This window comes from Staphylococcus sp. 191, assembly GCF_011174885.1.
GTDB classification, from domain to species: domain Bacteria; phylum Bacillota; class Bacilli; order Staphylococcales; family Staphylococcaceae; genus Staphylococcus; species Staphylococcus coagulans.
Genome location: NZ_PNRJ01000019.1, coordinates 1 through 14,459, shown reverse-complemented (window position 1 = coordinate 14,459; position 14,459 = coordinate 1). Strand labels below are relative to the sequence as shown.

General features: G+C 34.6%; 13 protein-coding genes, 1 tRNA gene and 1 pseudogene. 4 read left to right on the top strand and 11 right to left on the bottom strand.

Translation table 11 applies throughout. The annotated features are described in order from the left end of the window. Window positions 1-293: 293 nt before the first annotated feature. The 8 genes from C1H58_RS10730 to bshC form a co-directional block, all read right to left on the bottom strand. Window positions 294-1,232, bottom strand: coding sequence for a cell division protein FtsQ/DivIB (locus tag C1H58_RS10730; protein WP_050331300.1), 939 nt, complete (start codon window positions 1,230-1,232; stop codon window positions 294-296). 15 nt (window positions 1,233-1,247) lie between these two features. Then, on the bottom strand, window positions 1,248-2,597 hold the full coding sequence (murD, locus tag C1H58_RS10725) for a UDP-N-acetylmuramoyl-L-alanine--D-glutamate ligase (protein WP_165546157.1): 1,350 nt from the start codon (window positions 2,595-2,597) through the stop codon (window positions 1,248-1,250). Then, window positions 2,598-3,563: a phospho-N-acetylmuramoyl-pentapeptide-transferase gene (gene mraY, locus C1H58_RS10720; protein WP_165546156.1), complete on the bottom strand. Its 966-nt coding sequence runs from the start codon at window positions 3,561-3,563 to the stop codon at window positions 2,598-2,600. It lies immediately after the preceding gene. A gap of 188 nt (window positions 3,564-3,751) precedes the next feature. Then, window positions 3,752-5,902, bottom strand: coding sequence for a penicillin-binding protein (locus tag C1H58_RS10715; RefSeq protein WP_165546155.1), 2,151 nt, complete (start codon window positions 5,900-5,902; stop codon window positions 3,752-3,754). Next, window positions 5,883-6,287: a cell division protein FtsL gene (ftsL, locus tag C1H58_RS10710; RefSeq protein WP_050331306.1), complete on the bottom strand. Its 405-nt coding sequence runs from the start codon at window positions 6,285-6,287 to the stop codon at window positions 5,883-5,885. The genes C1H58_RS10715 and ftsL overlap by 20 nt, the downstream gene beginning before the upstream one ends. 16 nt (window positions 6,288-6,303) lie before the next feature. Further along, on the bottom strand, window positions 6,304-7,239 hold the full coding sequence (rsmH, locus tag C1H58_RS10705; RefSeq protein ID WP_165546154.1) for a 16S rRNA (cytosine(1402)-N(4))-methyltransferase RsmH: 936 nt from the start codon (window positions 7,237-7,239) through the stop codon (window positions 6,304-6,306). 15 nt (window positions 7,240-7,254) lie between these two features. Then, window positions 7,255-7,686, bottom strand: coding sequence for a division/cell wall cluster transcriptional repressor MraZ (mraZ, locus tag C1H58_RS10700; protein ID WP_050331308.1), 432 nt, complete (start codon window positions 7,684-7,686; stop codon window positions 7,255-7,257). 145 nt (window positions 7,687-7,831) lie between these two features. After that, on the bottom strand, window positions 7,832-9,445 hold the full coding sequence (gene bshC, locus C1H58_RS10695) for a bacillithiol biosynthesis cysteine-adding enzyme BshC (protein ID WP_165546153.1): 1,614 nt from the start codon (window positions 9,443-9,445) through the stop codon (window positions 7,832-7,834). A 133-nt stretch (window positions 9,446-9,578) separates the two neighbouring features. Here bshC and C1H58_RS10690 point away from each other — a divergent pair, with 133 nt between their 5' ends. Beyond that, window positions 9,579-10,034: an N-acetyltransferase gene (locus C1H58_RS10690; RefSeq protein ID WP_165546152.1), complete on the top strand. Its 456-nt coding sequence runs from the start codon at window positions 9,579-9,581 to the stop codon at window positions 10,032-10,034. Window positions 10,035-10,541: 507 nt separating this feature from the next. Here the strand turns inward: C1H58_RS10690 and C1H58_RS10685 are convergent. Both C1H58_RS10685 and C1H58_RS10680 read right to left on the bottom strand, forming a co-directional pair. After that, a complete protein-coding gene (locus tag C1H58_RS10685; protein WP_165546151.1) occupies window positions 10,542-11,228 on the bottom strand; it encodes a YjjG family noncanonical pyrimidine nucleotidase in 687 nt (228 codons plus the stop codon). 175 nt (window positions 11,229-11,403) lie between these two features. After that, window positions 11,404-11,535 carry a beta-class phenol-soluble modulin gene (locus C1H58_RS10680; protein WP_060830066.1) on the bottom strand — a complete coding sequence of 44 codons (132 nt, stop codon included), beginning with the start codon at window positions 11,533-11,535 and terminating at the stop codon, window positions 11,404-11,406. 350 nt (window positions 11,536-11,885) lie between these two features. Here C1H58_RS10680 and C1H58_RS12585 point away from each other — a divergent pair, with 350 nt between their 5' ends. The 3 genes from C1H58_RS12585 to C1H58_RS10665 all read left to right on the top strand — a co-directional run bounded on the left by C1H58_RS12585 (window position 11,886) and on the right by C1H58_RS10665 (window position 13,801). After that, window positions 11,886-11,957, top strand: a complete 72-nt coding sequence (locus tag C1H58_RS12585) for an alpha-1/alpha-2 family phenol-soluble modulin (protein WP_106904272.1) — start codon at window positions 11,886-11,888, stop codon at window positions 11,955-11,957. Window positions 11,958-12,125: 168 nt separating this feature from the next. Then, window positions 12,126-13,430: a TrkH family potassium uptake protein gene (locus C1H58_RS10670; RefSeq protein ID WP_165546150.1), complete on the top strand. Its 1,305-nt coding sequence runs from the start codon at window positions 12,126-12,128 to the stop codon at window positions 13,428-13,430. A 297-nt stretch (window positions 13,431-13,727) separates the two neighbouring features. Then, window positions 13,728-13,801 (top strand) — tRNA-Arg (locus tag C1H58_RS10665). A 447-nt stretch (window positions 13,802-14,248) separates the two neighbouring features. On the opposite strand, the pseudogene C1H58_RS10660 reads toward C1H58_RS10665, so the two are convergent. Next, window positions 14,249-14,353 (bottom strand): annotated as a pseudogene (locus C1H58_RS10660) (IS200/IS605 family transposase); the annotation flags it as partial. Window positions 14,354-14,459 lie beyond the last annotated feature (106 nt).

The following is a 14,459-nucleotide window of genomic DNA, read 5'->3' as shown; positions in this document are numbered from 1 at the left end:
AAGTGTACAATAACAAACTATCAATGTGAACTATAAACACATTGGATTTTCAACTTTTTCATAAGACTTTAGTAGGAGATTTAAAAAATATAATTCAAATATTGCACTTCATTTTTTAAGAATATGAATTCGCAAGCATACTTTGAATTAAATTCATCCAAATCCTTTTATCAAACAACACAAATGACTACAAGTTTATTCTCATTTTTTGAGTCAATGACGACAACAAATGATTGAATTGAAAAAAGCTAATGCTACGATTTCAATTCAAATCATCGCTTTTTTAATCTTGCTTAGGAATCTTTTGGGTTGTCTTTTGTTTCTTCGCTATCACTGTTATCTTTGTCGTCTTTATCATCTTTAATTTTATTTAACGCTTTTTGCAAATCGTCTTTTGCTTCATCTTCAATTGCTGTGCCACTTTGAACTTCTTTCGCACTTGCCGAACTGCCTTTTTCATTTTTAACATTTTCATAAGGTATAAATGTAGCACCCACTGATAAATCTATGAATCCAGATTTTTTCAAATGACCCGATTCATCTTTTTCTAGTGCTTGAGACATGCTTGGATAATACTTGAGTTTATCGGCTATAGTTTTAATCTTACCTACCACTTCAATGCCATCTCTCATATAAAGTTTAATCAAATCCGGTTGATTTTTTTGCGGTGTACTTACAATTTCTGAAATTTGTCCCCGTGTTGTGCGATCCATTTTGTGAAGCGCTGTGATGATATCTTTTTTATCATCGCCTTTGAATCCTTCCAAGTATGGGGCTTCATTCGGTATTTCTCCTTTAAAATCTTTTAACACTTTGCCACTTTCAATAATAGGCACCGTTTTAGATTTCTCAGATGTTACACCAATAATTTCATGTTCTTTAACGTCAACTGTGAGATGATTAAACAAACCTTTATGAATAGAAACGGTATCGACTAAATCTTCTTTTTCAATTCTTTGTTCCGCGTCACTCGCAGCATAAGCATAAATTCTTGGGTGCTTATTAATTTTTAGTGCTTTTGTGATTTCTTGATCAGAAATATAATGGTTTCCATGTATTTCAGCATCTTTAATTTTACTTATCGGTGTAAACATATATAAGAGAATCAGTATGACTACAATGAGTAAAACAATAACGATGTACCGTTGCCTACGCCGGCGTTTTACCAATTGCTTCTTACGTTTTTCTTTTAAATATTCATTATCAATTCTTGGTACCTTATTTTCCGTCATACAATGTCACATCCTTTAATGTGATGGCAAATGTTCACGAAACGCTTTAATAAAGTTCTCACCGCGCTGTTCAAAGGTATCATATTGATCCCAACTTGCACATGCTGGTGATAATAATACAACATCGTTTGGCTCAATAATATCTTGTACTTTAGCGACAGCATCTGAAACATCTACTGCTCGGATTACGTATTTGCCTTGACTCTCTCCTAGTTTAACAAACTTTTCTTGCGTTTCACCAAAGGTTACCATAACTCTAACATTCGACATATAAGGAATTAAATCATCAAAATCATTGCCTCGGTCTAAACCACCACACAACCAAATAATAGGTTGCTTAAATGAATTTAAAGCAAATTGAGTCGCTAACGTATTCGTTGCTTTAGAGTCATTGTAATATTTATTCGTTTTATTATTACCGATATACTGCAAGCGGTGTTCGATGCCTGAAAAAGTAGTTAATGACTGAATAATCGCGCTTACTGACACACCTGCTAATATCGCAGCCATAACAGCCGCTAAAATATTTTCAAGGTTATGTTCGCCTGGCAATACGATGTCATCCAAATGAATAATACGAACGCCATTATAGACAATATATTGATCTTTTACATAAATACCTTCAACTTCATGTTGTGTAGAAAAATATAAAATTTTTGCTTTAACTTTTGAGACATCAATCAAATGGCGTTGATGATAATTGAAAATCAAATAGTCACTTTCTGTTTGGTTCTGAAAAATACGCTTTTTAGCATTTTGATAATTTTCAAGATTTTCATGGAAATCAAGATGTGCTGAGTAGATATTTGTAATAATCGCGATATGCGGGCGGTAATGCTCAATACCTAACAATTGAAATGAGGACAGCTCTGTAACGAGATATTCATCTGCACGTACTTCTTGAGCGACTTTTGAAGCAACATAGCCAATATTTCCTGCTAGTCTGCCATTTTCTCTACTTTTACTAAACATGTCACCAATCAACGAAGTGACCGTCGTTTTTCCGTTTGTTCCTGTAATCCCAATAATCGGCGCTTCAGAAATTAAATAACTTAATTCAACTTCTGTTAAGACTTTCAATCCTTGTTTCTGTGCTTCTTGGATAATTGGGACTGTATACGGTATTCCCGGGTTTTTAAAAATAATTGGGGCTTCATCTAATAAGGCCAGTGGATGCGAACCACTCACGATATTAATCCCGATATCTTCTAAATCTCTAGCATGCGCGTCTTGCGAAACGTCATTCCCATCATTAACCGTGACCTCTGCACCAAGACGATGTAATAACTTAGCAGCTTCGTAGCCACTTTTTGCTAACCCAATAACGAGTACTTTTTTACCCTTTAGCCCTGTATAGTTAATCAATTAACTCACTCCAATCCACAAGCCAATTAAGCCTGTAATTAAACCTACTGACCAAAATACAGTAACGACTTTCCATTCGCTCCAACCAACAAGTTCAAAGTGATGATGAAGTGGACTCATTTTAAATATACGTTTACCTGTTAATTTAAAAGATGTCACTTGTATCATTACTGATAAAGTTTCAATGACAAAAACAAATCCAACTAATAAGAGTGACAACTCTTGATTCAACATAATTGAAATCGTCGCGAAAATACCGCCTAATGCCAAGCTACCTGTATCTCCCATAAACACTTTTGCAGGATTAATATTATAAGGCAAAAAGCCTGCAAGCGCGGCAACCATAATCATACAAAATACACCAATTGAAGGTTGCTCTAATACGAAACTCATAATTGCGTAAATAGTAAATCCAATAATAGAAAGACCTGTGGCTAATCCGTCTAAGCCGTCAGTTAGATTTACTGCATTAGAAAAACCAACTTGCCAAAAAATGATAAATATAACATAGGCATACGATAAAGGAATACTGATATCCGTGAAAGGTAAATTCAGATTAGTTGAGAAGTCAAATGCATTAAACACTTTTGCCACGACAAAAAATATAACTGCGATAGCGATTTGTGCTAAAAACTTCTGTTTACTTGTTAAACCTTGATTGTTTTTCTTCACTACAATGATATAGTCGTCAATAAAGCCAATTAAGCCAAAACCAATTGTGACAAAGAGCAGTAACAGCAACGGACTTGTTGGTTCTACAAATACACTTGCAATAATCGTTGTAACAATTGCACCAATTAAAAATGTTAATCCACCCATCGTTGGTGTACCTGTTTTCTTCATATGACTTTGAGGACCTTCTTCACGAATACTTTGTCCAAATTTCATCCTCTTTAAAGTTGGTATGAGTATTGGAACTAAAACTGCAGTAATGATAAATGCGATGATTGCGCTGAAAATTCCCATATTATTCTCCTCTATCTTTCATTCATTTTTTACCTTCATTTGTTTAAAAGATGTTGTTCTTCCTTCATTCAACTTAAATCTAAACAATCATATTTTACAAGGCGGAGATGAAGGAAAGGATTTCAAGCCCTTGTCCTCTCCTCACTCCAATGTGCGCCTTATTCAAGAATGATAGTTCTTCCATTCAGCTATTCTGTATTTTCAGACTCAAGCGAAACTTCAATTTTGCTTTTCTTATCAATTGCAGATTGTGGAGACTGAGATTGTGATTTTACAAATCCACTACCTTTAACTTTGACTTCAATACCTGTTAATGACTCAAATGCAACAATATCATCACGTGTCCAACCTGTCATATCTGGCATTGTCATATCACCATCTGTCATCAGTAATACATGACTGTTAGGTAATAGTTTTGCGTTTGAAGAAGGACTTTGGTTAATCACTTTGTCCCCATTACCGATAACGACTGGATTCAATTTTTTACCTTTAATTTCGTCTTCGGCACGTTGCACATTACTATTTTTAACATCTGGCACTTTATTGATTGTTGATTTGTCATTCACTTCATTGTTATCAACGTTTAAATATTGTAAAGTGTGTTTCATGATTGGATTAAAAGCTTTGCTGACACCCATTTCGTATGCTTCTTGGTCATTTTTTTGAGCGAGACTCATACCGGCATAAACAACGACACGTGGATTGTTGCTTGGTGCGTGTCCCATAAAGCTTACAAAGTATGGGTTAGGCCCTTTGACATAACCGCCATTGTCCGGATCGGCAACTTGGGCAGTTCCTGTTTTACCGCCGATACGATAGCCATCGATACGATAGTTTTTAGCGTGACTATCTTCACTGTTCACGACTTCATCCAATTGTTTATCCACTTTTTTCGCAGTTTCAGGCGTAATCGGTTTACCCGCTACCTCACGTTTACCTTCAAAGAATGTTTGATTAGAAACTGGGTTCATAATGGATTGAATAAAATAAGGGCGTAACATTTCACCTTTGTTAAAAAATGCGGATTGAGCTTGCAACATTTGCGCAGGCGTCACTGTTGTTGATTGACCGAACGCTGATGTTTTTTGCATTAACTTGTTTTCCCAAGCAATATTTCCTTTTTGTTCACCATCAAATAGGCTACCTGTGGATTTTCCAAAACCAAATTTTTCGTACCAAGATTGCATTTTGTCAGCACCCACAAGATCTTGAAGTGTCATCATGAGGGTGTTAGATGAGTATGTAAAACCTAAACTCATACTAATTTTGCCCCACCCTTTTTTGTTCCAGTCATAAATACGTGAGCCTTCAATATCTCTGTATCCTGATTCATATTTATCATTTGGTTTGAACTTTTCTTCTTGAATTGCTGCTGCTAAACCAAAGCTTTTAAATGTAGAACCCGGTTCATACGTATTTTGATATAAGTCATTTGCCCATTTCTTTCCAAAATCTTCACCTGTATCTGGATTAAAAGTAGGTCGTTGGCTATAGGCTAAAATTTCTCCTGTTTTAGCATCCATAACGACTGCGAACACATCTTTTGGGGCATAATGTTTGACCATATCATCGAGTGCTTCTTCGACAAACACTTGAATATTTGAATCAATCGTCAAATGTACATCATCACCACGTTTAGGTGCAACTTCATTTTTTGAATTTGGAATAATATAACCCCAGATATCTTTTGTAAAAGAGGAATGACCTTTTTTACCTGATAAATAGCTATCAAAAATTTTCTCTACACCAAGTGCACCTTTTAACTCACCTGTATCAGGATCCTTTTGGGCCATCCCTACTAAATGTGAGGCAAAGTTACCATTCGGATAAAATCGTTGAACTTCAGGATATAACGTAATACCCGGCAAATTGGCTTTCTCAATGATTTCTTTGTCATGATAAGTTAAGTTTTGCCCTGCTCGTCCAAATTCAACTTGGAACGCTTTTTTAGCATTAAGTCGTTTTTCAATTTCTTTTTCAGGCATATCAATGACTTTAGCGAGGACTTTTGCTGTTTTTTTCTTATCAACTACATGTCTTGGTTTTTTAGAGTCTTTACTCGCCCTTTTATCCAAAACAGCCGCTAATCTAAATCTATCGACATCTTCTGCAAGCACTTTGTTATTTCGGTCATAAATCTTTCCTCGTTCGGCATCTTGATCTAAATGTGCTAAATATTTTTCATTGGCGCGTACAATTAGATCTTCGCCAGACGAATGGCCGGTTAACATAATAAAACTATATCTTAAAATCAATAGAAAAAAGAGCAGCCCGAAAAAACTCATCAGGAGGACTGCTCCTAGCTTATTTTTTTTAATCTTAATTTTTCGTTTCGCCATCTTTACGCACTACCTTTATATTGTCGTTCTTTAAACTCATACCTTGTTTTTCGGCTTTTTCATATATGCGTTGATACGAAGCATTTTTCATAGTTTCTGACTTTAATGCGCTATTTTGACTGGATTGTTTTTCAATTTTTTGATCTAAATCTGCAATTTTGCCTCTTGTATCGTAAGCATCCATTTTTAAAGATAGCATATAGATACTAATAGCGGCAATAATTGTAATAAGTGCTATGTATAACATTTTTTCAAAGCGTGTTAATTTAACGGTAACTTTCTTTGTAACTGTTTGTTTATGTGTCGCTTGCTTTTTTTGCGGTCTTAATTTAGGTTGTTCTTCAACTTGTGGTTGATAAGCATCATAAATTCTTTCTACAGCCATATCTCTTCTCGCCTCTCTATTTTAAAATTTCTGCCACTCGAAGTTTGGCACTTCTCGCTCGATTGTTATCCTCTAAATCTACATCACTTGCTACTATAGGTTTTCTATTGACTCGTTTGAGCTTTGGCGTATAGGCGTCTGGGATTACCGGAAGCCCACGCGGTACTTCTGGCCCTTTTTCATATTCTTGAAATATTTGTTTACATAATCGATCTTCTAATGAATGGAATGTAATGACTGAAATGCGACCGTTTACTTTAACATGCTCAATTGCTTGTTCTAACGAGTCTTCAAATGCTGACAGTTCATCATTTACTGCAATACGAATCGCTTGAAAAACACGTTTCGCTGGGTGTCCCCCTTTTCGCCTTGCTTTTGCAGGAATGCCTTCTTTAATGCAATCAACAAGGTCAAAAGTTGTTTCAATCGGTCTTTGTTCACGTTTACTTTCAATTTTTCTTGCGATTTGCTTTGAAAATTTTTCTTCCCCATAACGAAAAAAGATTTTCACTAACGCTTCGTACGGCCACGTGTTGACAACTTCGTAGGCGGAAAGAGATTGAGATTGATCCATTCTCATATCAAGTTTTGCATTATGTTGGTAGCTAAATCCACGTTCAGGTATATCGAGTTGAGGGCTTGAAACGCCGAGATCATAAAGAATCCCATCTACTTTTTCAATATTCAAATTCGCTAAAATTTGTGCTAAATTTCTAAAATTATTATGTACAAAAGTCACTTTGTGAATGTCTTGCTGTAATTTTTCTTCTGCATGTTGAATTGCCGTGATATCTTGATCAATCGCAATTAAACGACCTTCATCAGACAACTGGCTCAAGAGATATTGCGAGTGCCCTGCGCCACCTAACGTGCAATCAACATAGATGCCATTTTCTTTAATATTCAGTTGATCTACTGTTTCTTTTAATAACACGCTAATGTGGTGAAACACCGCGAACCCTCCAATTTAAAAATCAAAATCGATTAAGTCTTCTGCAATTTCTTCAAAACTTTCTTCAGACTCATCATAGAAAGCATTCCAAGTATCTCGGTCCCATATTTCAATACGATTTGAAACACCGATGACCGTACACTCTTTATCAAGATTTGCATACTCTCTTAATTTTGCTGGGATATTAATTCTCCCTTGTTTATCAATTTCCACTTCAATCGCACCAGAGAAGAACATACGCATAAACTTACGTGCGTCTCGTTTTGTCATAGGTAAGGCTTTCATTTTTTCTTCAATGGTTTGCCATTCTTCAAGTGTGTAACCGAATAAACACTTATCAAGGCCTCTAGTGATAATAAAACGTTCATTTAAGTCATAACGAAATTTAGATGGAACTATCATACGGCCTTTAGCGTCCAATTTATTTTCATATTCGCCCATGAACATTTTATCTCACCTCACCTTAAATATAATTTACCACATCTCCCCACTATCCTCCACTAATTCTGTAAAAATCTCCAAAATTTATCAAATTCGACATAAAAAAACAGTGGTTCGACTCAATCGAACCACTATCAAAAGCTTGATATTATCATGTTTTTATAATGATTTGCTCAAATGTGTAGTGAAGTGGAGGGAAGGTGGAGGATGTGAACATATCTATCCCAAATTGATTCAATAATTGGAGAGGATTCCAAACACGTTCTTGTAAGCCCCCCATTGGATGGAGTGTTTGTGACAAAATATGAAAATGGCGCATGCTAATTTCATTTTCCCGCTCAATGTTTTTTAAATAACGCGCTTTCAAATAATCATATTGATGTGTATGAATTTGATGGTTTTTCTTTAGCAACTTATGATTGTCTTCTGATTCCCCAACAATAGCATCTAATTTCTTATAAAATTCGATTTGCTGTTCACGCATACGTGCGATTTCGTTTAAAACTTCATCTGAAGCTTGAGCTCGTATAAAGCGTGCTTTCGCTGATGCTGTACCTTCAGCAATGACCTCGCTTAAATCCAAGTCATATGTTTCCAATAATTTTTCAACTTTTGGTGAGAGGTAAGTCATGCGCATTCGCGGTAATACAATTGGCATTTCAATGTCCATTTCATGAAAGACTTTTTGCAGCTCAGCCCAATATTTAATTTCACTCGGTCCACCAATAAATGCAACCGTGTTGAAAAGCCATTCTTCCATCAAAGGACGAGTCACAACATTATTTGAAAACATGCTTGGATTTTTATCTATTTCAGCTAATAATGTCGCTTCATCAAATGTCACATCAGATTTACTCAAACGAAACGCCCCATCTTCATACTTTATCATTTGGCGTTGATTTTCATAATGGATAAACATATGCACATTTGTATCTGTTTGAATCATCGGTGATAAACCATCTGCCACAGTTTCTTTTTGTTGTAATCTAAAAGCATCGTCCAGCTTTTGATGATTTTTAATGATTGATTGGAGAAGTGGTTTTTCTAACTCTCTTAATGGCTCAAATTGTGCATCGATTAAAAGCAAGCCCGTAGACTTAAAACACGCATGAATTATCTTTTTAAATAACATTGTCCAATTTGTCGCTTCATCAATCCACTGCAAGAGGTTTTGATAAAGTGATTTGGAATGCTTTGTTTCAGGCAAAACTTCAAAATAAGCACGTAATGTGTCTTTCAAAGCATCTTTGTCAGGTACATATCTGGATATATTCGATTCTGGTGGTGTCATTGTATGATATTTTACTTTCTGTATGTGACCCGTACGTTCTTGCATGACATAAGTGTGATTTACTTCATCAAAATCATGATCTTCACCGGCAATCCAAAACACTGGAACAACAGCTTCTCCATACATATTTTCGAGTTCATTTGCTTTAACTACAATGGAAATGATTTTATGGAAAGTATATAAAGGGCCTGTAAATAATCCCGCCTGTTGGCCACCAATCACCACTTTCGCACCCGCTTCAAGTGCTTCTATTGTACGTGCTTGTGTATCAGATAAAACCAAATCAGACATATAATCGCGAATTACTTTAGCAATTGCCTTTTCTCTTCCATTATTAGGCACTTGCAATCGCCGCTCAAAACTCTCCCCTTCAGTTGGATCATAATCATAAAATTTCAACACATCGTTATCTTGCTTCATGATGCGCTGTATAAATTGATCCCTCTCATTAACTGAAATACTTAAACAATCCATGCTCATTTCTCCTTAAACAGTATTCCATAACAGTATAAAGCTTCAATCAACATCTGACAATCTTACGGCTTGCTTCAAAAATTAAAATAAATAAGTTATAATTAAATTAATATAAACAAAGGGGGGTTATCACATGACTAAAGTTGAACACCTCGATATTAACTATAAAACTGAGGAACTTTTTGAGGACTTTCGTCAGAATTTTGGTAACAAAGATTTGTATATGGTGAATGAACTACATGGGGAAATGATTGATGCAAGCTCAGAATCACCGTTTTACGGCATTTATGTGGGTGAAAAAATAAGCGCAAGGATGGCTTTATATCGAAAAGGTGAAGTTGAAGAAACATATTTCCCTGATTATGAAGATTATCTCGTCGTTTGGAAGCTGGAAGTTTTAAAAAAATATCAAGATAAAGGATATGGTTCTGCATTAATTGATTATGCAAAATCATTTGAATTACCAATTAAAGCAATTGCGAGATTTGAATCAAAGGATTTCTTTGTCAAAAATGGTTTTAAAGATTTAAATGCCAAAAATGATGATGGCCATGATATTTTAGTTTGGGATCCTCAAACTAAATCATAATTCATGCATAATTCATGTAAAATTAGAGTATAAATTATTTAAGGGATGGGACATCATCATATTCATACACCTTCACCCGTGCTAGGCTTGTCTTTATGATTGAATACGATATCCATCCCTTTTTATAAATGATTAAAAGTCATATGCAGTGATTTTTTGTAACCTGTTTCAGGACAATTCCAAACTGTATCACAATTGATTAAGGAGGCAGACTTCTACGTCCTGCCTCCTTATTTTAATAAGTTATAAATTCAATGACACAGCCTCCATTGGCCGTAGGGAACGGTACAACGCTCAGTCAGCTATTGCTCCTTATATGTTTAAAGCCTTTTGTAAATAAGATGCAAATATCACACTCTCGCCTTTTTACTTGATTTCAGTTGAATACCCACTCTGAACATCGCACATCTCTACCTTTTTAGCTATGTATCCACTATCAAATTGTAAATCAGTAAAATTGGGCTCAATTACACGTTCCCGTCCTCACCAGTGGAACCAATATACCATTTATCTCAAAATCTGAATTAAATCCTGAATATGTTGAATTGTATATGTGGGTTTGATCGCTGTTTTATTATGTAACTGACGATGATTGTACCAGCACGTGTCAATCCCTGCATTAATTCCACCTTGGATATCTGAAGTTAAAGAATCTCCAACGATTAAGAAATCATTTTTTTCATATTGATCAAATACGTTAAATACAGCATCAAAAAATTCTACACGCGGTTTTTGTGCCCCAATTTCATCTGAAATAAAAATGGAATCAACAAAAGTTTTCAGATCAGTTTGGGCAATACGTCGTTTTTGAGTATCTGTAACACCATTTGTCACAATAGCAATTTTATACTTACTTTTTAAATCATCTAATACCTTTTCAATGCCTTCTAACCATTTAATGGGCGCTAATGCTAACCCGTCACGAAAAGTTACATCTGCTTCGTATCCATCTACTTCCATCTGATAAGTTGAAAACGTTTCTATAAAACGATGACATAACACTTCTTGTTTTGTTATTTCTCCGCGTTGGAATGCCTCCCAATGTGCTTGATTAATCTTTTTAAATGCTTTGTAATTATGTAATGCTTTAGGAACTTGATAGACGGCCATCAAATGATCATATGCTTTAACTTCCGCATCATCAAAATCAACTAATGTATCATCAAAATCGAATAAAATCACTTTATAACTCAATTTGTCCACTCCATTTTTAGTTAATCTGTTTTCAAGTTTACCAAAATCAACTTACAATTTTAAATAAAAAGAAAGACAACAAGTAGGTTCTTTTCACCACTTGTTGTCTCACTATTATATTCTATGTTGAATCGAACAATATGAGCTATGTTTGATTGTTAATTGAAAGAAAATCTTATCCAAAGAAACCAGAAATAACGTCAATACCTTTTGCTACAATATCTGCGATGCCTGTCCCCATAGTAACCCAATCTTGATCAATACCTGCTTGGATAGTATCTTTAATTACATTGATTAAATCCGACATTAAAATACACTCCTTTAATTAAGATAAATTTTTGTAACAAAGTGTTGCATTCAACAACTTTGTTGTCTTTACGATAGCCTATTTATTTTAAATTGTGTTATTTATTTCTTGAACGACAACAAAACATGCGCAACTGTACTTTTTACAATTTAATATATACAGTTACGCAACTTAATTGTCTTTATAAATTAATTTATATGCATATCTGTATAGAATAATGCCTAACTGTCATTGAATTTAACAATATTAGACACATACGCATAAAAATTTACTTATTAGGAAATATGTCACTTTTTTAATGACATTCCTTATATAATAAAAGTACAATTTATTCTAAGGAGGTCATTCTAATGACATGGGCAAGCATTATCTTAGGAATTGTCAAATTAATTAAAGGTCTAGTTGACACATTTGCAAAATAATATTTTTTCTATTATCTCAGTATTAATCTTTTATGATAAAGTAGGAAGATAGAGACACTTTTCTCGAGTGTATCCACTTCCTACTTTATTTTGTTGTTCAAAAAAGTAGAGACTTGTTTTTTCAAAATAACATGTTATTATATCCAAAAAAGAACTGAGGCTTTAATGATGTATAGTAAAAAACAACCAATTCAAATATATCTCACATTATTTTTAACTACCACGCTCATAGGAAGTATCCTTCTCTATTTACCGTGGACGGGTAAAAAGCCCATTTCTTTTATTGACGCAATGTACGTAGCAACGAGTGCTTTTACGGTTACAGGTTTATCAACAGTCGATATTACATCACAGTTTAATGTGTTAGGAGAAACAATCATCATGCTGCTTATCCAAATCGGTGGTATGGGGATTGTTGCTGTTTCAATATTGGCATTAATTATATCTCAAAAGCGGATTAGTTATCGAAATAATCAGCTTTTCAAATTGGAGTTAAATATTGACGAATCATTAAATGTCACGGATTTTTCCAAATTTATTTTCATATTCACAATCAGTTTCGAAACAATAGGTGCACTTGTACTTTCAACTGTATTTGTGCCTGAATATGGTTGGTCTTATGGCCTTTTTATTAGCGTATTTACCTCTGTCTCTGCACTGAATAATGCAGGATTTTCACTTTTTAGTGATAACTTAATTACTTACGCTCATGATCCCGTCGTTAATTTGATGGTGGCTATGTTAATTATTTTAGGTGGTATCGGCTATATCGTTTTATTCGATATTGTCACAACACATCAACTTAAAAGATTGCAGCTTCATACAAAAGTCACACTTTTTGTCACGTTTATATTAATTGTTGTTGGTACATTAGGTTACTTTATCTTAGAATACGCACACGCTTTTAAAGGTATGTCATTTTCACAACAACTTCTAGCATCGTTCTTTCAGTCTGTAAGTACCAGAACAGCTGGCTTTAATACCATCGATTTTTCACATCTCGCGCCAGGTACATTAATGTTGACGATGATTTTAATGTTTATCGGTGCTGGACCTATCAGTGCAGCGGGTGGGATTAAAGTTACGACATTCGCACTTGTGATTTTATATGTCATCACATCATTGAATGGGCACCGCCACACACATTTATTCCGCCGATCTATTGATCAAAAACAAATTCAAAAAGCAGTTGCGATTACGTTAACAGCTATGATGTTCGTGATTATCATTATCTTTTGCTTTTCAGTCGCACAACCTAACTTACAATTTGAAGCGATTGCCTTTGAAGTCATTTCTGCATTTGGTACAGTCGGTTTGTCTACAGGTATTTCGACGGAATATGGCTCAGTCGCTAAGTTGCTTATTATAATAACAATGATTGTGGGTAAAGTAGGTGTACTCACATTATTAGGACTCTTGCAACATAGAACCAGAGAAACATTCCATTACGCTAAAAGCCACTTATACTTATGATGCTTCTTTCGAATTTGACAGTTACTGACAAAGATTGTGCTATCTTTTAAAACTAACGCATATTTTAGTCAGCAACTGTCTTTTTAATTTAAAAATGGATTGCATATTAAGATTACTATGAGAACTCAAAATTTATTGTTTATAATTGCCTCATGTTGTTCCAGTTTAAGATTCTAATATATACCGACAAATTTATATTGTAATATTTTGTATATCGTGTTAATTGTATATAAAAGATTTGAAGACAATATTGATTTATCACAAATTGTTCGTTATAATTAATCTTGTGTTAAAAATGTCCTGGTAGCTCAGCTGGATAGAGCAATGGCCTTCTAAGCCATCGGTCGGGGGTTCGAATCCCTCCCAGGACGCTATTTAGACCCTCTAACAACAACAGTTAGAGGGTCTTTGCTTTTCACGTGTCAAAAATGTGTCATCATTGCAAAAATTTATTATCCAATTACACCGACTGCTTTTGCTGCTTCTTCAAAGGTGCTGTAACCTTTCAGGACGCTAATTAATGAAATTTAAGCACTTTTTAATATTAAGAATCCTGTAATAATGGGGTTCTTTTTATTTTACCTATCAATAACACACCATATAAACCAAATTTTTAGGGACCCATTAAGGAGCCGAGTCCCTGTTATTTCACCCCCACCTATTGCAGGCGGGGTTTATTTATTCATTTTCTTTCTCAAGTTGTTTTTGATAATTATATATTTTTCAGCATTTTCTAATATTAAGTTTTTAATTTTCCTTTTCAATGTTTGGAGGTTAAATGCGCGTGTCAATCAAATATCATTAACTACTCTTACCTTCTAAATATCCACAAATTGATCGACACTTAGTTTTGGTGCTATACTCATTAACATATGAATATATTCTTTACATGCTATAGCTTCTATTATTTCAAAACCCTTTCTATCGCATAACGCATGGTTTTCTTCTTACAGTAAAAAGGTTCTTTGTCAACATCGGTTGGCGAGACGATAACGCATTAAGCAACGTTATTTTGTTGTTTAATGCGTT

Bases quoted from the DNA above. Each gene is read 5' to 3' on its own strand.
- C1H58_RS10715 (WP_165546155.1), bottom strand. From the start codon at position 5,902: ATGGCGAAACGAAAAATTAAGATTAAAAAAAATAAGCTAGGAGCAGTC.
- mraY (WP_165546156.1), bottom strand. From the start codon at position 3,563: ATGGGAATTTTCAGCGCAATCATCGCATTTATCATTACTGCAGTTTTA.
- C1H58_RS10670 (WP_165546150.1), top strand. From the start codon at position 12,126: ATGTATAGTAAAAAACAACCAATTCAAATATATCTCACATTATTTTTA.
- C1H58_RS10680 (WP_060830066.1), bottom strand. From the start codon at position 11,535: ATGTCGGATTTAATCAATGTAATTAAAGATACTATCCAAGCAGGTATT.
- ftsL (WP_050331306.1), bottom strand. From the start codon at position 6,287: ATGGCTGTAGAAAGAATTTATGATGCTTATCAACCACAAGTTGAAGAA.
- bshC (WP_165546153.1), bottom strand. From the start codon at position 9,445: ATGGATTGTTTAAGTATTTCAGTTAATGAGAGGGATCAATTTATACAG.
- C1H58_RS10690 (WP_165546152.1), top strand. From the start codon at position 9,579: ATGACTAAAGTTGAACACCTCGATATTAACTATAAAACTGAGGAACTT.
- C1H58_RS10730 (WP_050331300.1), bottom strand. From the start codon at position 1,232: ATGACGGAAAATAAGGTACCAAGAATTGATAATGAATATTTAAAAGAA.
- mraZ (WP_050331308.1), bottom strand. From the start codon at position 7,686: ATGTTCATGGGCGAATATGAAAATAAATTGGACGCTAAAGGCCGTATG.